The 19,651-nt window shown below is 71.5% G+C and carries 5 protein-coding genes; 4 read left to right on the top strand and 1 reads right to left on the bottom strand.

Translation table 11 applies throughout. The features are described from left to right. Positions 1-277: 277 nt before the first annotated feature. Complete coding sequence (locus tag J2851_RS36370) at positions 278-11,977, top strand: Calx-beta domain-containing protein (RefSeq protein ID WP_209769379.1); 11,700 nt, start codon at positions 278-280, stop codon at positions 11,975-11,977. 219 nt (positions 11,978-12,196) lie between these two features. After that, positions 12,197-16,021: an ATP-binding protein gene (locus J2851_RS23810; RefSeq protein ID WP_209769377.1), complete on the top strand. Its 3,825-nt coding sequence runs from the start codon at positions 12,197-12,199 to the stop codon at positions 16,019-16,021. A 9-nt stretch (positions 16,022-16,030) separates the two neighbouring features. On the opposite strand, the gene J2851_RS36605 is transcribed toward J2851_RS23810, so the two are convergent. Next, positions 16,031-17,761 carry a tetratricopeptide repeat protein gene (locus J2851_RS36605; RefSeq protein WP_209769375.1) on the bottom strand — a complete coding sequence of 577 codons (1,731 nt, stop codon included), beginning with the start codon at positions 17,759-17,761 and terminating at the stop codon, positions 16,031-16,033. A gap of 281 nt (positions 17,762-18,042) precedes the next feature. Between J2851_RS36605 and J2851_RS23800 the strand changes: the two genes are divergently transcribed. Next, a complete protein-coding gene (locus tag J2851_RS23800) occupies positions 18,043-19,164 on the top strand; it encodes a class I SAM-dependent methyltransferase (RefSeq protein ID WP_209769374.1) in 1,122 nt (373 codons plus the stop codon). A 46-nt stretch (positions 19,165-19,210) separates the two neighbouring features. Next, positions 19,211-19,441: a DUF1127 domain-containing protein gene (locus J2851_RS23795; RefSeq protein WP_209769372.1), complete on the top strand. Its 231-nt coding sequence runs from the start codon at positions 19,211-19,213 to the stop codon at positions 19,439-19,441. The last annotated feature ends 210 nt before the right edge of the window (positions 19,442-19,651 follow it).

Here is a 19,651-nt window from a genome sequence, read left to right as displayed (position 1 = left end):
GAATAATATCGTTCTCGATAATAAAGCAACGCGCCACAAGAGTCCCCTTGGCGCATACATATCCAATGAAATGGTGCATTGTGGTTTCTGGAAAACGCCAAAATGTGCACAAGTAAATCAAAGAGTAGATAGCAATATTTGAGCATTCTCAAGCAATGCTCGTGATGCAACGCATCAAATTCAGCGCTCCGCCAACAAACCAACCTGAACGCGAACAACCTCCCGCTGAGCCCGGCGCAGCGTCATGGCGGTTTTCGACCTGATGAGAGTGAATGGAATGATCACGCGCGAACAGATCGAGACACTCAAGTCGGGCATCGACAACGCCCTGGGCGCGATCGAGGATGCGCTGGAAGCGCAGGTCTTTGCCGAAAAACTTCCCATCGTCGGCGACAAGCTTTCCGCCGCCTTCCAGGAGGGCAAGGACGCGCTGAAGGGCATCCGCGCGGTCGAGGACAAGATCGTCGGCGCCATCAACGACATCCTGTACGTCGTCGACAACGCCCAGGGCATCGCGGAAGCCTATGTCGAAGACAAGATCAACACCGCGCTGAAGACCCTGGGCATCGGGGAGAACGCCGTCCAGGCCCTGGTGAACGGGACGGAGGTCACGCTCACCTTCTCCACCCATCAGCATTACGAGTACGAACAGTCCCTCGCCACCGACCTCGGTCTGCCGGGGCTCGCGCTGAAAACCAGCGGCACGGCGACGGCGTCGCTGGACTACGACTTCGACTTCACGGTCGGCGCCGACACGACCGGCTTTTTCGTCCAGACCAACGGGGCGCTGCCGGAGCTGTCGCTGGGCCTGCACGCCAGCACGCCCGATTTCGGCGCCTCGACCCAGCTGGGCTTCATGAATTTCTCGGCGACGGACCGGGCCTCCACGCTGGACGGGTCCTTCGCGGTCAACCTCAAGGACGCGAACAACGACGGGAAGCTGCGGCTGTCGGAGCTGAACAGCGACTTCATCGACGCGACCTTCAGCGGCTTGGCCGACATCGGCGTCCATCTCGACGCCAACATGGGCGACGCCGCCCTGCCGAAGGCCAGCGCCGACCTTTCCGTGGACTGGTCCTTCAACAACAGCGTCGTCGACGTCAACGACCAGAACGTCACCTTCGGCGCGCTGCCGGTGGTGAAGTTCGAGAACGTCCACTATGACTTCGGCACCGTCGTCGAGGACTTCATCAAGCCGATCCTGCACAAGCTCGAACCGGTCCTGCAGCCGATCAACCAGGCGCTGGCGGTGCTGCGCACCGACATCAGCTTCCTGAAGAAGCTTCCGGGCTGGGAGACGCTGTTCGACCGCGCCGGCGCCGACGTCGGCGGCAAGGACGCGCCGGACGGCAACATCACGCTGCTGGACTTCATCAAGATCGCCGTTCCCGACCAGAACCTGGTCCCGCTGACCCAGTTCATCGGCATCGTCGACGACGTCGTCACCTGGGCCGAATATTTCGGCGAGCTGGACCTCGGTCCCGACGCCTACAGCGTCGACCTGGACGTCGGGACGTTCCAGATGCTGTCGGACATCCGCGACACGGCGTTCAAGCTGGCCGAGGCGGCGCCGACCGTCATCAAGGGCGCGCAGGACCTGACCGCCTTCCTGGCGGGGCTGAACACCGGCAGCTGGACGCAGGCCGATCCGAAGACCGGGCAGACCGGCCAGGACGTGCTGAAGAGCATGCTGCTGGGCAACAGCTTCTCGCTGCCCATCCTGACCAACCCGGCCAGCGCCTTCTCCCTGCTGGTCGGCGGCGACGCCAAGCTGTTCAGCCTCGACCTGCCGGCCATGAGCTTCGAGGTCCCGTCGCAGGATCTCCTGTCCGTCCCCATCTTCGCGGGCCTGGACGTGAAGGTGCAGGGCGCGCTCGGGATCGCGATGGATCTGGCCTTCGGCTACGACACCCGCGGCCTGCGCCAGTTCATCGCCAGCGACCTGAAGGACTACGCCGCCGTCCTCAACGGCTTCTATGTCAGCGACGTCGACGCGGACGGGGTGGACGTGCCGGAGGCCGTCATCAGGGCGGCGCTGAACCTCGTCGTCAACGCCACCATCGGCGTGGCCTCGGCCGGCGGCGGCGGCGGGATTGAGGGCATCGTCAACCTCGACCTGAACGACCACATCAACGGCACGCCGGACGACGGGCGCATCTACCTGGACGAGATGGCCCAGGCGCTCCTCACCAACCCCTTCAAGATCTTCAACGCCTCCGGCCTGGTCACGGCCGGCCTCGCCGCCTTCGTCAAGGTCGGCGGCTACGACATCTGGCGCTTCACCTCGCCCCGCATCACGCTGGCGGAGTTCAACTTCTCCGACGACCCGGCGACCCCGACCGCCACGGAGCCGCCTCCGCCGCCGGTCCTCGGCACGCTGTCGGGCGGCACCCTGACGCTCAACATCGGCCCCCGTGCCGGCGAGCGGGGCTTGAGCAACAACACCGACGGCGCCGAGACCCTGGCCATCGCCGGCACCGGCGGCAGCGTGGCGGTGCAGGGCTTCGGCCGCAAGCAGAGCTTCACCGGCGTCACGGCCATCGTCGGCGAAGGCGGCGCGCAGGACGACGAGATCATCCTCGACCCCGCCACGACGGTGTCGGCCACGCTGTCGGGCGGCGCGGGGATGGACTACCTGTTCGCCGGTGCCGGCAGCGACCGCCTGGACGGCGGGGCGGACCGTGATTTCCTGGAAGGCCACGCCGGCAACGACACGCTGCTGGGCGGCGACGGCGACGACGTGCTGGACGGCGGGGCCGGCGCCGACAGCATCGACGGCGGCGCCGGCGTCGACGTTCTGACCTATGAGACGTCCAACGCCGCGGTGACCATCGACATCGGGGCGGGAACGGTGTCGGGCGGCGACGCCGACGGCGACAGCTTCACCGGCATCGAGGTGTTCGAGGGGTCGAACCTGGCCGGCGCCGGGGACCGGATCACCGGCTCGGCCGACGACGACGCGGCCTTCGGCCTTGCCGGCGACGACCGGCTGGACGGGCTGGGGGGCAACGACTTCCTGTCCGGCGGCGCCGGCAACGACACGCTCGACGGCGGAACCGGGGCGGACACGCTGGCCGGCGGCACCGGCGACGACCTTTATTACGTGGACAACCTGGGCGACCTCGCCGACGACGCCTACGCCGGCCCGGCCGGCGGCAAGGACCTGGTGATCGCCAGCGTGGACCACACGCTGACCGCGGAGATCGAGGACCTGACGCTGGTCGGGTCGGCGCTGCGCGGCACCGGCAACGCGCTCGCCAACGTCATCCGCGGCACGGACGGCGACAACGTCCTGGACGGCGCCGGGGGTGCCGACACCCTGCACGGCGGCATCGGCAACGACACCTACGGCTTCGACGGCCTGGACGACCGGCTGGTCGATGGCTTCAACCAGGGCATCGACGAAATCCGGCTGCAAACCCAAAGCCTCGCCGACAAGGACGTCTTCTCGCTGGGCGCCGACGGGCTGACCAACATCGAGAACCTGACGCTGGTCGACGGCGCCCACGCGATCGTCGTGCAGGGCAACACGCTGGCCAACAGCCTGGTCGGCAACGGCGCCAACGACGAGATTCACGGCCTGGTCGGGTCCGACACGCTGCGCGGCGGGGCCGGCAACGACACGCTCGACGGCGGGACGGAGATCGACGTCCTCTACGGCGACGACGGCGACGACCTCCTCCATGTCGGCAACGTCGGCGGCGGCGACACGCTGACGGGCGGGGCCGGCAGCGACATCTTCTCCTTCTATTCCGACACGCGCGACGTCTATGGGGCGTGGGAGTCCAGCGCGTCCTCCCCCACCAACCCGGTCACCATCACCGATTTCCAGGGCGGCGGGACCGACGGCGGCGATTTCCTGAAGATCCGCGTCCCGGGCGCCTTCCTGGTCTTCGCGGGCGAGCGCGCCTTCGACATCGCCAACACCGCCGCCTTCCAGTTCCCGAACCAGGGCGACGGCCTCGCCGACGTCATCTACGACCACCAGGGAGGCAACACCCGGGTGGCGGTCGACGTCAACGACGACGGCGTCTTCGGCGAGAAGGACCTGCTCGTCGTCCTCCAGGGCACGCACACGCTGACGGCGGCGGACTTCACGGAGACCTTCAACGCCCAGCGCGGCACGGCCGGCGCCGACCGGCTCGAAGGGGCGGACGATGCGGACCGCCTGTACGGCATCGCCGGCAACGACACCCTGCTGGGCTACGGTGGCGACGACTACGCCGAGGGCGACGCGGGCGACGACAGCCTCGTCGGCGGCGACGGCAGCGACTGGCTGCGCGGCGGCGCCGGCAACGACACGCTGGACGGCGGCGACGGCGACGACGCGGGCACGTCGGCCAGCGGCTACCGGGGCGGCCTCTACGGCGGGGCCGGCGACGACAGCATCCTGGGCGGCGCCGGCAACGACGACATCTACGGCGGCGATTCCTCCAGCGACGAGGCCGACGGCAACGACACCATCGACGCGGGCGACGGCCACGACCAGGTCTATGCCGGCGCCGGGGCGGACCTCGTGCGCGGCGGTGCCGGAAGCGACGCCCTCTACGGCGAGGCGGGCGACGACCGGCTGGAGGGCGGCGACGGCGCCGACGCGCTCTATGGCGGTCTCGGCAACGACACGCTCGACGGCGGCGACGGCGACGACATGCGCCTGTCGGGCGATGACGGCGACGACCTCGTCCTGGGCGGCGCCGGCAACGACCGGCTGTACGGCGAGGCGGGCGACGACCGGCTGGAGGGCGGCTCCGGCAACGACACGCTGGAGGGGGCCGGCGGAGGCGACACCCTGCTGGGCGGCGAGGGCGACGACGACCTGTCCGGCGACGGCGTCTACGCCGCCGCCAGCGGCGCCGCCAAGGGCAACGTCCTGGACGGCGGGGCCGGCAACGACACGCTGCGCCTGCAAAGCGCCGGCGCGACCGCCGGCGACACGCTGACCGGCGGGACCGGCGACGACCTGTTCGACATCCAGACCCGACCCGACCTGTCCGCGTCCGGCACCGACGCGCCGAGCCTCATCACCGATTTCGAAGGGGCCGGGGTCGCCGGCGGCGACCGCCTGAAGATCGCCGTCTACCAGAACTATTCCAACACACCCGTCGCCCAGCCGCTGGTCTGGACCGGCCAGTCCTCCTTCGGGGCGGACGGCCGGACGCTCGGCAACGGCGGCGACGGGCTGATCGACGTCCAGTACGAGCATCGCGACGGACAGACCCTGCTCGCCGTGGACGTGGACGACGACGGCACGCTCGGCGCCGGCGACCTGCTGGTCCGGCTCGACGGCACGCTCGCCCTGACCGACGGCGACTTCGTCGACAGCTTCAGCGCCCGGCGTGGCAGCGCCGGCAACGACAGCCTGGACGGCGGCCCCGGTCCCGACATCCTGTACGGCCTGGGCGGCGACGACACGCTGGTCGGCGGCGGCGGCAACGACGCGCTGAACGGCGGCGCCGGCAACGACAGCCTGGACGGTGGGGACGGCCGCGACACGCTGACCGGCGGCGCCGGCAACGACACGCTGGACGGCGGCGCCGGCATCGACGATCTGCACGGCGGGGATGGCGACGACGTCCTCAACGGCGGCGACGGGGACGATTACGTCACCGATTATTCGTCCCTGTCCATCGGCCTGCACGGGGAGGCCGGCAACGACACGCTGAACGGCGGCGGCGGCAACGACCTGCTGGACGGCGGGACCGGCGACGACCGTCTGAACGGCGACGACGGCAGCGACTGGCTGGTCGGCGGAGAAGGCCAGGACACGCTGGACGGCGGGGCCGGCAACGACTGGCTGAACGGCAACGACGGCGACGACCGTCTCGACAGTGGTGTCGGCAGCGACAACCTGAACGGCGGGGCCGGCAACGACAGCCTGTATGGCGGGGACGGCAACGACGACCTGTCCGGCGGCGAGGGCGACGACGCCCTGTACGGCGAGGCCGGCAACGACATGCTGTGGACCGATGTGGGCCGGGACAGCCTGGATGGCGGGATCGGCAACGACACGCTGGTGGCCGCTGGTACCGGCGGTGGCCGCCTGACGGGCGGCGCCGGCAGCGACCTGTTCCAGATCAGCAACTCCGGCGCGCCCTACGACCCGTCCGCCGGCGCCGCGGCGCTGGTCATCACCGATTTCGACGAGTCCGCGGGCGGCGACCTCGTCACCTTGACCCTGTCGACGGTGGGCAAGCTGGCCTTCGCCGGCGAGGGGACGATCGACGCGGGCAACGCCAACGACGGGCTGGTGGACGTCGCCTACCACGTCGTGGGCGGCAACACGCGGGTCGAGGTCGACATCAACGACGACGGCGTGATCGGCGCCGCCGACGCGGTCTTCGAGCTGGAGGGGATCCACACCCTCACCGAGGCGAACTTCCGCGACACCTTCAGCGTCCGGCGCGGCACGGCCGGGGCCGACAGCCTCGTCGGCACGGGGGCCGGCGACCTCATCTACGGCGTCGGCGGCGACGACACCATCGTGGGGGCCGACGGCTCCGACACGCTGGTCGGCGGGGCCGGCAACGACAGCCTGGACGGCGGCAACGACGCGGACCTGCTGGAAGGCGGCGACGGCGACGACGTCATCGACGGCGGGGCCGGCAACGACCAGACCTACTGGTCGAACATGCAGTACCGCTACGGCCTCTACGGCGGGGCCGGCAACGACAGCCTGACGGGTGGGGCCGGCAATGACCAGCTCGACGGCGGGACGGGCAACGACAGCCTCGACGGCGGGACGGAGGACGACAACCTCGACGGCGGGGCCGGCGACGATACCCTGCTGGGCGGCGACGGCCGGGACGGCCTCTACGGCGGCACCGGCAACGACAGCCTGGACGGCGGCGACGGCGCCGACAACCTGTCGGGCAACGACGGCGACGACGCGCTGTCCGGCGGGGCCGGCAACGACGCGTTCTACGGCGACGACGGCAACGACACGCTGCTGGGCGGGGACGGCGCGGACCGTCTCGACGGCGGGCTCGGCGACGACCGGCTGGAGGGCGGCGCGGAGAACGACAGCCTGGACGGCGGCGCCGGGGCGGACCTCCTGCTGGGCGGGGCCGGCAACGACACGCTCGACGGCGGCGCGCACCAGGGCTACTACGGGACCGACGGCGCGGACACGCTCGACGGCGGCGACGGCGACGACCTGCTGGTGGTCAACAATTCCGGCGGCGGCGACCGGCTGACCGGCGGGGCGGGGGCGGACGTCTTCCTCTTCCGCGAGCCCCGGTCCCTGGCGGAGGTCAAGGCCTCCACCGCGTTCCAGGCGGTGTCGCCGGCCGGCAACCCGGTGACCATCACCGACTTCACCCCCGGCACGGACAAGCTGAAGATCGCCGTCGCCGGCGGCAATCTCGCCTTCGCCGGGCGCATTCCCTTCGACGGATCCAGCACCGGCCTGCCCACCGCGGACGACGGGCTGGTCGATGTCTTCTACGACTGGTTCACCGCGGACGGCGCCGACATGACCCGCGTCGGCGTGGACCTGGACGACGACGGCGCGATCGGCGCCGGCGACATGGTGATCCAGCTCCAGGGCCGGCACAGCCTGACCGCCGCGGACTTCACGGAAACCTTCTACGCCCAGCGCGGCACGGCGGGCGACGATTCGCTGCGCGGCACGACGGCGGCGGAAACCGTCTACGGCGTCGGCGGCAACGACACCATCGAGGGGCTGGCCGGGAACGACACGCTGTTCGGCGGCGCCGGCAACGACAGCCTGGACGGCGGCGAGGGCAGCGACGCGCTGGAGGGTGGTGCTGGCGACGACACGCTGGACGGCGGGGAGGGCAACGACGCCCCGACGAACGCCTACTATTACGGCGACCGCTCCGCCGGCCTGTTCGGCGGGGCCGGCAACGACCTGCTGCGCGGCGGCGCCGGTGACGACGCGCTGTTCGGCGAGGCCGACAACGACACGCTGAAGGGCGAGGACGGCGACGACGCCCTGGACGGCGGCGACGGGGCCGACCGGCTGGAGGGCGGCTTCGGCCTCGACCGGCTGGACGGCGGCGCCGGCAACGACAGCCTGGACGGCGGGGCCGACGACGACACGCTGAACGGCGGCCTCGGCGACGACAGCCTGTTCGGCTCGGTCGGCGGCGACCGCCTGTTCGGCGACGCCGGCAACGACACGCTCGACGGCGGGCTCGGCCGCGACAGCCTCTACGGCGGCGAGGGCATGGACGTCTTCGTCTACCGGTCGCCCGACGACGGCGGCGACGAGATCGCGTCCTTCGACACCGGCGTCTTCGGCGACCGCATCGACCTCACGCCCCTGCTGGCGGGGATCGGGTACAGCGGCACCGATCCGCTGGGCGACGGCACGATCCGCCTGACCGACGCCGGCCCGGCCACCGTGTCGGTGGAGGTGCTGTCGAACGGAAGCTACGTGCAGCTGGCCTCCGTCACCGGCTATGGCGGCGGCTTCTCCGCGCAGACGCTGGCGGGGAACCTGCGCTTCGCCGCCAACCAGGCGCCGCGGGCGGAGGCCGACCGCACCGTCACGGTGGCCGAGGACTCCGCGCCGGTCGCGCTGAACATCGCGGCCCCGACCGACGCGGACGGCGACGCGCTGACGGTGCTGATCACGGGGCTTCCCGGCGACGGCCGCGGGACCATCCGGCTCGCCTCCGGAGAGGAGGTTTCCTACAACGACGTGCTGACGCCGGCGCAGCTGGCCGGCCTGACCTTCACGCCGTCGCCGAACATGAACGGCGCCGCGGGCGCCCTGACCTACACGGTCGGCGACGGCAAGGGGGGTGCGGCCACCCAGACCATCACCTTCGGCATCCAGCCGGTCAACGACCTGCCGGTGACCGCGGGCGATGGGGAGCTGACCGTCACCCCCGGCCAGCCGGCGGTCTGGATGGGCATCGGCTACCCGAACGACGCCGACGGCGACGAGTTGACGGTCAAGGTCACCGGCCTGCCGACCGGCGGCACGGTGCAGCTGTACGACCGCGTCCTGGCGGTGAACGACCTGCTGACGACGTCGGAACTGGGCGCCCTGACCTTCACGGTCGGGGAGGCGACCGGGCGTGCGGCCGGCCGCTTCACCTACGAGGTCCAGGACGGCCATGGCGGCCAGGCGACCGGCTCCGTCGGCATCACGGTGGACATCCCCGTGCCCACGCTGGAGATCGCCGCCGGCGACGCCGTGCGGAGCGAAGGCACCGGCGCCGCGACGACCTTCACCTTCCTGGTCACGCGCAGCGGCGACGTGTCCGACGAATCCTCGGTTGACTGGTCGGTCGCCGGCTTCGGTTTCGACAGCGCGATTGCGGAGGATTTCGGCGGCACGATGCCCTCCGGCACGGTCCGCTTCGCCGCCGGGGAAACCACGAAGACCATATCCATCACCGTGGCCGGCGACAGCGCGCTGGAGCCGGACGAGAGCTTCGTGGTCGACCTCGCCAACCCGGTCGGCGCGACGCTGGCCGGCTGGACGGCCACCGGCACGATCCTCAACGACGACGCCCCCACCGGCGACGCGGCGACGACGGTCGACATCGCGCCGGAAACGGGCACGGTGGCGGGTGGCGACGAGGGCGTCGCGCTGACCTTCCTCGTCACGCGCACCGGCGACCTGTCCGGCCCGACGACCGTCACCTACGCGGTGGCCGGCACGGGTCCCGCACCGGCGACGGCGGACGACTTCGCCGGCAGCACCCTGCCCCAGGGGACGGTGACCTTCGCGCCGGGGCAGGAAACGGCCCGCATCACTCTGGCCGTCCAGCCGGACGGTGCGGCGGAGGCCGACGAGATGTTCACCGTCACCCTGACGGACGTCACGGGCGGCACGATCCGCATGCCCTACGCGGTCGGCATCATCCGCAACGACGATACCGACACAGGAGGGGGCACAGGAGGGGGCACGGGCGGCGGCACCGGGACGACGCTCGCCATCGCGGAGGAGACCGCCGGCGCGGCCGAGGGGGACACCGGCACCGCGGCCCTGAGCTTCCTGGTCACGCGCTCCGGCGACCTGTCGGGCACGACGACCGTCGCCTACGCGGTGACGGGCAGCGGTCCGGCGCCGGCCACCGCCGACGATTTCGCCGGTGCGGTGCTCCCCAACGGGACGGTCACGTTCGCGTCGGGCGAGCGGACGGCGCGCATCACGGTGCAGGTGCAATCCGACCGGACGGTGGAAGGCGACGAAACCTTCGCCGTCACCCTGTCGGACGCGACCGGCGCGACGATCCAGACGCCCTCCGCCAGCGGGACCATCCGCAACGACGACACCGTTCCCGCGGGCCCGACGACGACGCTCGCCATCGCGGCGGAGGCGGGTGGTGCGGCCTATGAAGGCAACGAGGGCACGGCGTCCGTCAGCTTCCTGGTCACGCGCACCGGCGACTTGTCGGGCACGGCGACCGTCGCCTACGCGGTGGCGGGCACCGGCCCCACCCCGGCGGCGGCGGACGACTTCGCCGGAGGCGCACTGCCCCAGGGCACGGTGACCTTCGCGGCCGGGCAGGAGACGGCCCGCATCACCGTGGCCGTCCAGGGCGACGCCGTGGTTGAAGGCGACGAGACCTTCACCGTCACCCTGTCGGACGCAGTCGGCGCGACCATCGGCACGCCGTCCGCGACGGCCATGATCCGCAACGAGGACATTCCCACGGGCGGCGGCCGCCAGCCGGTCGGCGACGAGACGGTGGGCGACATCGTCGTCCACACCCGTCCGGGAACGGCGCCCGGCGGAATCGACCTGCCCTTCGTGGAGACGGCGATCGACCAGGATGTGCCGCAGGGCGACGGCAACGGCGTCACGGTCGCGCTGATGAGGGACGGCGGAAACGCGCCGCTGCTGCAGGCGACGGTGTCGACGGGCGGCCGCATCACCGCCGTCGGCCCGCAATCGACCGTGGACAGCGCCCAGCTGACCGGCATCGTCGACGGGATGCTGGCGACCTACCTTCCCGCCGGGCAGGGCACGGCGATCAAGGACGCAATCCAGACCTTCGCGGCCGGAACCGGCAGCGGCACCCCGATGACCGTTCGGGCCCTGACGCCGGCCGGATCGGGCACGATCACCATCACCGGCTCCTCCGGCAACGGGGCGGCGCGCGAGGCGCTGATCTTCAACATGGGCAGCGCCCCCGGCGGCTCGGTCGTCCTGAACGAGGTGGACGTCGTGGTGGTGGTCGGCAGCGGGTCCTTCACCGGCGGTGCCGGCAACAGCCTGACCATCGGCGATTCCTCGTCGCAGTCCATCAACCTCGGGCCGGGCGACGACACGACCCGCGGCGGGGCCGGCGACGACGTGGTGGCCAGCACCACCGGCCGCGACCTGCTGTCGGGCGACGAGGGCAACGACACCGTCCATGGCGGCGCCGACGAGGACACCCTGCTCGGCGGCGACGGCAACGACCTGGTCGGCGGCGGGACCGGGGAAGACCTGATCAGCGGCGACGCCGGCAACGACACCCTGATCGGGGAGGACGGCAACGACACGGCCATCGGCGGTCTCGGCGACGACGTCCTGTTCGGCATGGCCGGGAACGACCTGCTGACCGGCGACGTGGGCAACGACACCATGGTCGGCGGGGACGGCAACGACTCCATGCTTGGTGGAGCCGGCGCCGACCTGATCGGCGGCGGGGAGGGCAACGACCTGATCGACGGCGGGGACGGCAACGACGCGCTGGTCGGCGAGGCGGGCAACGACACGCTGTTCGGCGGGGCCGGCGACGACGTGCTGTGGGGCTTCGCCGGCGACGACTGGCTGATCGGCGGGGAGGGCCGCGACACCTTCGCCTTCACGTTCGGCGGCGGGAACGACGTCGTGTTCGGCTTCAACCCGGACGACGATCTCCTGGGCTTCGCCATCCCGGGGATGGACCTTGCGCAGCTGGCGGCGAACGCCCGGACGGTCGGCGGCAACACGGTGCTCACGCTCTCCGACAAGAGCACGATCACCGTGGTGGGCGTCACCGGCGTGACCGGCGCCTGGTTCAGCTGAGGACTTCAGCTGAGGACTTCCGCTGAGGTCGGCGGCCCCGGCCGCCGACGCTCAATGGAGGAGATGTTCGGAATCGATCTGGCGGCGCACATCGTTTGGTGGCAGCTTGCGTGAAGCCGGCCTCGCCATGGACCATTGCGGTGTGGAGTTGCCATGGACGCCTGGAGGTTGTCCCTCCTCGGCGGGTTCGAATTGCGAACGGCTGCGGGCTCGCCGATCATGCTCACCACCAGAAAGGCGATGGCCCTGCTGGTGCATCTCGCCCTGCGGCCCGACCACAGCCAATCCCGCGACAAGCTTGCCGCTCTGTTTTGGGAGGACAGCCCGGGCATTCAGGCCCGCAGCAGCTTGCGCCAGGTGATCGCGGCCCTGCGCAGGCTGCCCGCGGGGGATGGCCCGCCGCTGTTGCTGGCCGAAGGGGACACGCTGGCGCTGGCCTCCGGTTGCGTCGAAACCGACGTTGCCGCGTTCGAGCGGGCGGTGGCCGAGGCGATGGCCACCGGTTCGGTGGACGCGCAGGATCGCGCCCTGGATCTGTATCGGGGAGACCTCTTCGACGGCGTTCCGTTGCGCGCCCCGACCTTCGACGACTGGCTGATGGCCGAACGGCAGCGCCTGCGCGAACTGGCGCTCTCCACGATGACCCGACGGCTCGATGCCGCGTTGGACGCCGGCACGACGGAAATCGGCGTCCGCACGGCGTTGCGCATCCTGGCGCTCGACCCCTTGCAGGAGCCGGCCCATCAGGCGCTGATGCAGCTCTATGCCCGGCAAGGGCGCTACGCCGCGGCGCTGAAGCAGTATCAGACCTGCCGCAGCCTGCTGGAGCGCGAGCTGGGTGTTTCGCCCGAACCGGGGACCGAGCGCCTGTTCCGCGAGGTTCGTGACCGCCGGCGTGCCCACGACGGCTCCACCTCGACGGCGCCGCCTGCGGTGGGCGAGCCCCGGTCCGACATGGCCCCGTCCGGGAACGAGGAGCCGGACATCCCCGCCGTCCTGCCGGAGCCGCCCCCCGCCGCCCCCGTCGCCGAGCCCGAATTGCGCTACGCGGCCATCCTGTGCGTCGGTCTGGCCGGTGTGGAGGAGGCTGGCGCCGCGCTCGATCCGGAGGACGCGCACGCCCTCACCACCGCGCTGTTCGAGCGCATCGACCGGATCGCCAGGGACTATGGCGGACAGACGGTGCGTCATGGCGGCGAAACGGCGCTGGCCGCCTTCGGCGTCCGGCGCGCGTTCGGCGACGATCCCTGGCGGGCGGTGCGCGCGGCGCTCGACATCCAGGCCGAATTGGGCCAGACGGGATTGGGGCGTGCGGCGACGGGAATGGGCGTGCGGGCCGGCGTGGCCTGCGGGCTGGTCGTGGTGGACGGTACACGCGGCGGGGCGGTCACCGGCAAGGCCATGCACGACGCCGCGCGTCTGGCGGCGCGCGCCGCCTCCGGGGAAACACTGCTCTGCGACGCGATGCGCGGCGCCCTCGGCGACCGCGCGGACGTGGAGCCGGCGTCGGGCGGGGAGGAAACCATCGCCTGGCGTCTGCGCGGCCTGCACGGCGGGGCAGGGCCGGCCCGTCATCCCTTCGTCGGGCGGCAGGCGGAGCTGCGCCAGTTCCGGGCGGCGCTCGACGGGTGCCGCGAGAGCGGCGTCGGCACCACCATCCACCTGCGCGGCGATCCCGGAATCGGGAAAAGCCGCCTTGTCGGCGAATTCCAGCGGATCGCCGGCGAGGCGGGGTTCCGCAGCGCCGTCGGGTTCGTGATCGAAGTTGGCGTCGGCCGCGGGCAGGACGCGCTGCGGGCCCTGGTGCGCAGCCTCGCCGGACCGCCGGCCGACCTTGACCAGTTGTTCGAGGACGGGCTGCTGCCGGCGGATGCCCGCTTGCATCTCCCTCCCATCGTGGACCGGCCGCTGCCGCCGGACCTCCGCGCGGTGTACGAGGCGCTGGACCACCCCACGCGCGACCGCGGCCGGCGCGACGCCTTCGCCGCGCTGGTGCGCGCCCGGAGCGCCGCGCAACCCCTGCTTCTCGTGGTGGAGGACGTGCACTGGGCCGACGCGCAGACCCTGTCCTACCTCGCCATGCTGGCGGCGGTCGTTGCGGAATGCCGCGCCATGCTGGTGATCTCCACCCGCGTCCAGGGCGATCCGCTCGGCGCCGAATGGCGCGCCGCCATCGGCGGGGCCCCGGTGCTGACCCTCGACCTCGCGCCCTTGCGCCGGGACGAGGCCGTGACGCTCGCCAGCACCTACGCCAACGCGGGGGCGCGGCGCGTGCTGCGCTGCGTGGAGCGGGCGGAGGGCAATCCCTTGTTCCTCGACCAGCTGCTGCGCAGCCAGGGCGACGGCGACGACGTGCCGGGGACCATCCACGGAATCGTGCTGGCGCGCACCGACGCGCTCGCCCCGCTCGACCGGCAGGCCTTGCAGGCGGCCTCGATCCTGGGGCCGCGGTTCACGCTCGACGCCGTCCGGCACCTGATCGGCCAGCCGGACTACGGCGCGGCCGCGCTTCTCGGCCAGGCGCTGGTCCGCCCGGACGGGGAGGCGTTCCTGTTCGCCCACGCCCTGGTGCAGGAGGCGGTGTACGGGTCGCTCCTGCGCTCGCGGCGGCGCGACCTGCACCGGCGTGCCGCCGCCTGGTACGCCGACCGCGACCCGGTGCGCCACGCCGAGCACCTCGACCGGGCGGAGGACCCCGCGGCCGTGGCGGCCTACGCCCACGCCGCGGAGCTGTGCGCCGCCGATTTCCGGTTCGAGCGTGCGGTCGGCCTCGCCGAGCGCGGGCTCGCCCTCGCCGGGACGCGCGCGGAACGCTTCGCGCTGGCCTTCCTGCGCGCCGAGCTGCTGGACTCCCTGGGCGAAGCCGCGGCGGCGGTGGAGGCGTTCGCGGCCGCGCGGGACCTTGCGGACAGCGATGCCGAACGCTGCCGGGCCTCGCTCGGCCTGGCGGCCGGCAAGCGGGTGACGGAGGACCTGGACGGCGCCATGGCGGCGCTGGCCGATGCCGAAGCGATGGCGGTGCGCGCCGGGCTGGCCGGCGAACGGGCGCGGATCCACCACCTGCGCGGCAACCTCTGCTTTCCGCGCGGCGATCTGGACGGCTGCCTGCGGGAGCACCGGGCGGCGCTCGACTGGGCGCGGCAGGCGCGGGCGGCGGATCCCCAGGCGGTGGAGCTGGAGATCGCCGCGCTGGGCGGGCTGGGCGACGCCCATTACGCCCACGGCCGCATGGTCACCGCGCGCGAGCATTTCGAGCGCTGCGTCGCGCTGGCCCGCGAGCACGGCCTGCCGCGTGTCGAAGTGTCGAACCTCTACATGGTCGCGATCACGCGCCTGTACCTCAACGACCCGCGCGGCGCGGTGGAGGATGCCCGCGCCGGCGCCCGCACGGCCCGGGACATCGGCCATCGCCGGGCCGAGATGCTGTCGCATCTCGTCGCCTATGAGATTCTGTTCGAGCTGGGCGACGCCGCCGCCGGCCGCGACCATCTCGCCCGCGCCCGGTCGCTGACGCAACAGCTCGGCGCGCTGCGCTTCGAGGCGGAGCATCTGGCGTTCGAGGCGAAGCTGGAACGCCTCGCCGGCCGCCGTTCCGACGCCTGCGCGCTGCTGCACCGGGCGCTCGACGTCGCCCGTGATACGGGGCTCGGCTACATGGGGCCGTCGATCCTGTCGGAGTTGGCCCTCTGCTCCGACGATCCGGCCGTCCGGCGTGCGCGGCTGGACGAGGGGGAGGCGTTGCTGGCCTGCGGAAGCGTCGGGCACAACCATCTGCAATTCTACCGGGACGCCATCGACACGGCGCTGGACCTGCGGGACTGGCCCTTGGCGGAGCGCTACGCCCAGGCCCTGGAGGACTATGCGGCGGCCGAGCCCTTGCCCTGGTGCACGCTGTTCGCCGCGCGCGGCCGGGCGCTGGCCCGCTGGGGCCCGGGCCTGCGCGACGAGGCGACCCGTCGCGCCCTCCTGCACGCGCTGGAGGAGTGCCGCCGGGTCGGCTTCGTCCACCCGATCCAGCGTGTGCAGGACGCGCTGGCCGCCTGAACGCCTTTTTTAGAGCTTGTTGAGATCCAGCTGGCTGCGATCGCCGGCCCACGCGCGGGCGAGGCGCTCGGCGGTCTGCTCGGCGTCTGCGGTGCGGCCTTGCGCCTTCAGCGCCTCGGTCAGGCCATAGAGCGCCCAGCCGTTGTGCGGGGCCTTCGCCAGGCTGGCGCGGAAGGCCTGCTCCGCCTCCGCCGCCTGCCCGGTCTGAAGCAGGACGGCGCCCAGCGACTGCCGCACCGGATAGTACCAGTAGGGCGGCTCCATGTAGGACAGCGTGTCCTCGATCGCCGCGGCCTCGCGGAACTCCGCAAGCGCCGTTTCCCGGTCGCTGCGCGATTGCGCAATGCGCGCCAGCACCACATGGCGGGACAGCGTGGCGATGCGGTCCGCCGGGAGGCCGGCCGCGTCCAGGCCGCTGAAGTCGGTGGTGCGGACGATGGTGTCGATGGCCTCCGCCTCGCGCCCGGCTTCGGCCGCGTTGCCCTGCGCCGCCTGGGCCACCCCGCGGGCGTAGTGCCACAGGGCCTTGACGTAGGGCAGGGCGTCGCCCGGATCGGGCAGAGCGAGGATGGTCGCCGGCGCGCTGTACTGGGCGTGCGCGAAGTAGGGCGCGGCCTTGATCGGCTGGACCCAGGGGATCGTCCGCGCCGCCTCCTCGGTGACGGTCCGGGCGAGCTTGTCGGCGGAGGCGACCACGGTCGGCCCATCGCCGGCCATCTGCGCCGACACCATCAGGAAGTGGATGTTGTGGGGGTAGTAGGCGCCGGGATAGATGCCGGTGGCCTTGACCTTCGCCAGATAGGCTTCGTCCGCGGCCACCGCGCCGCGGTTGGCCTCCAGCGAGTCCCGGTACCGGCCGACGCGGTAGTAGATGTGCGAGGGCATGTGCACGAGATGCCCCGCCGCCGGCATCAGCCGGCCAAGGCGGTCGGCGTAGGGCTCCGCCCGTTCGGGCCGGTCGGACGCTTCGACCATGTGGATGTAGTAGTGGATCGCGCCGGGATGCTCCGGATCGGAGGCCAGCACCCGTTCCAGCGTCGCGACGATGTCCGCCGTGCGCCCCTTCGGCGTGCGGCCGGCGTCCGCCCAGTAGTCCCAGGGCGTCAGGTTCATCATCGCCTCGGCCGTCAGGACGGCGATCTGCGGATCGTCGGGAAAGCGCCGCGCCACCTCGGCCATCGCGTCGGCGTAGGCCGCGTCGAGCGCCTTGCGGTCGGCCGGCGCGTCCTCCGCGTAGCGGCGGGCGAGCGCGTCGATCAGCGCGCGCTCCTGGTCGGTGGCGTGGGCGGCATGGGCCTGGGCCTGCCGCAGCGCCGCCAGGGCCGGCGCGTTGGCGTCCGGCTCCATCGGCCAGTTGATGTTGGGGCCGAGCACCAGCGCCTCGCCCCAGTAGCACAGGGCGCAGGCTGGATCGAGGCTCTGAGCCTTGCGGAAGGCGCGCCGCGCCTCCCCGTGATTGAAGGCGTAGGACAGGCGGAGCCCCTGGTCGAACAGGGCCTGGGCCTGCGGGCTGGTGGTCGTGACGGGCCAGCTGAGCGTCCCGAGACCGTCGAGCAGGTCCGCCGACGCGTCCAGCGGGCCGGTCGCCCCGGTTCCCATCTCGGTAAAGGGCTTCACTTCCGTTTTCAGCGGGCGGTGCGTCGAATGGTCCTGTGCGCCAGCCGGACAGGCCACAGCGAGCACGGCGGTGGCGAGCACGGCAACAGCGAAGAGCGCGGAACGGCGTGGAATGCGGGCCACGGTGTCTTCTCCCTAGTGTCCTGGTGGGGTGTCCTGGTGGGGTGTCCTTTCGGGAACGATCGGCCCCGACATTAGCCCCCGGCTTGTCAGCCGCCCGTCATGCGGGGCGTGAAAGCGGCGTGAAAGTCGCCGCGGCGGGGGAAAAAGACGAAATCGCTCCATGGCTTGCGGGGCGGATGTGCGAATTCACGCAGGTTTCACGCGCCCGATGACGGGCGGCAGACGGGCGTGGGGTCATGGTGCGGCCACGACGCATTTCAGACCCGGAAAGGAACGCACCGATGACCGCCGCGACCTCCCACGACAGCACTGCCATCAGCACCGCCGCCGCGACCACCCGCTTCGACCAGGGCCGGGCCGATGCCTTCGCGGATCGGCTGATCGGCGTGCTGAACGGCGGCGCCATGGCGCTGATGACCTCGGTCGGGCACCGCACCGGCCTGTTCGACCGGATGGCGGCGCTGCCGCCGTCCACCAGCGGGGAGATCGCGCAGGCCGCCGGGCTCAACGAGCGCTACGTCCGCGAATGGCTGGGCGCCATGGTGACGGGCGGCTTCGTCGAGCTCGACCCCGACAACGGCCGTTACACGCTGCCTGAGGAGCATGCGGCCTCGCTGACGCGGTCCAGCCCGCTGGGCAACGTCGCGGTCTACGCGCAGTACATCCCCCTGCTTGGCTCGGTCGAGGATCGCATCGTGGAGTGCTTCCACAAGGGCGGCGGCGTGCCGTACGAGGCCTTCACCCGCTTTCACGAGGTGATGGCCGAGGACAGCGGGCAGACCGTGCTGGGCGCGCTGACCGACCGGATCCTGCCCCTGGCTCCGGGGATCGTGGAACGGCTGGAGGCCGGCATCGACGTGCTGGACATCGGCTGCGGCAGCGGGCGGGCGCTGAACCTGCTGGCCCGGACGTTCCCGAACAGCCGCTTCACCGGCTACGACCTGTCGGTGGACGCCATCGGGCGCGGGCGCGCGGAGTCCATCCAGCACGGAACGGGCAACATCCGCTTCGCCCAGGCCGATCTGACGCATCTGGACGAGGCGGCGCGCTACGACCTGATCACGGCCTTCGACGCCATCCACGACCAGAAGGAGCCGGGAACCGTGCTGAGCGCCATCGCGCGTGCGTTGCGGCCCGACGGCACCTTCCTGATGCAGGACATCCACGCCTCGTGCCACCACCACAACAATATCGACCACCCCATCGGGCCGCTTCTCTACACCGTGTCCTGCATGCATTGCATGACCGTGTCGCTGGCCCAGGACGGTGCCGGCTTCGGGGCGATGTGGGGGCGGGAAACGGCCATCGCGATGCTGCGCGAGCGCGGCTTCACGGACGTCACAGTGCACCAACTGCCGCATGACCTGCAGAACGACTATTACGTCTGCCGGCACGGGCCGTGATCGGCCGGCCAGCCGGGTCGGCGCCATTCCAGAACAGGAGACAACCATGTCGTCCACGTCCATCCATGCGGTGTTGCGCGCTGACCGCGCCACACATGGATTTGCCGCTTGGCGCGGCATTGCAGACACCCTTCTCGTCCGCATCGGGGAAGGGCACCGGATGCGCCGGGCGATGGCCTCGCTCCACGAGATCGATGACCGGACTCTGAAGGACATTGCCGTCGATCGGTGCGAGATCGCGTGCTTGGCCAAGCTGGGGCAGGGTACGCGACGATAAGTGGGCAAGGCCATCCGCGCGGTCTGGAACCGGGGCAGGGTCGTCAGGGCATCGTGCCCCGGCCGTCGACCCTGCCCCGGTGCGCTGTCCGATCCGGTGGCTTTTTTGGTGAAAGCCCCCTCCGCTTTCCCCCGATCACTGGATACCGAGCGCACGGAGGGTGAGTTTTTCCACGAACGAGTGTTCACGTCGAATAGTGGGAGCGCGCCG

It is taken from the genome of Azospirillum rugosum, from assembly GCF_017876155.1.
In the GTDB taxonomy this organism is placed as follows: Bacteria; Pseudomonadota; Alphaproteobacteria; order Azospirillales; family Azospirillaceae; genus Azospirillum; species Azospirillum rugosum.
The sequence above is the reverse complement of the archived record's forward strand: the minus strand, read 5'-3'. Positions and strand labels throughout refer to the sequence as shown.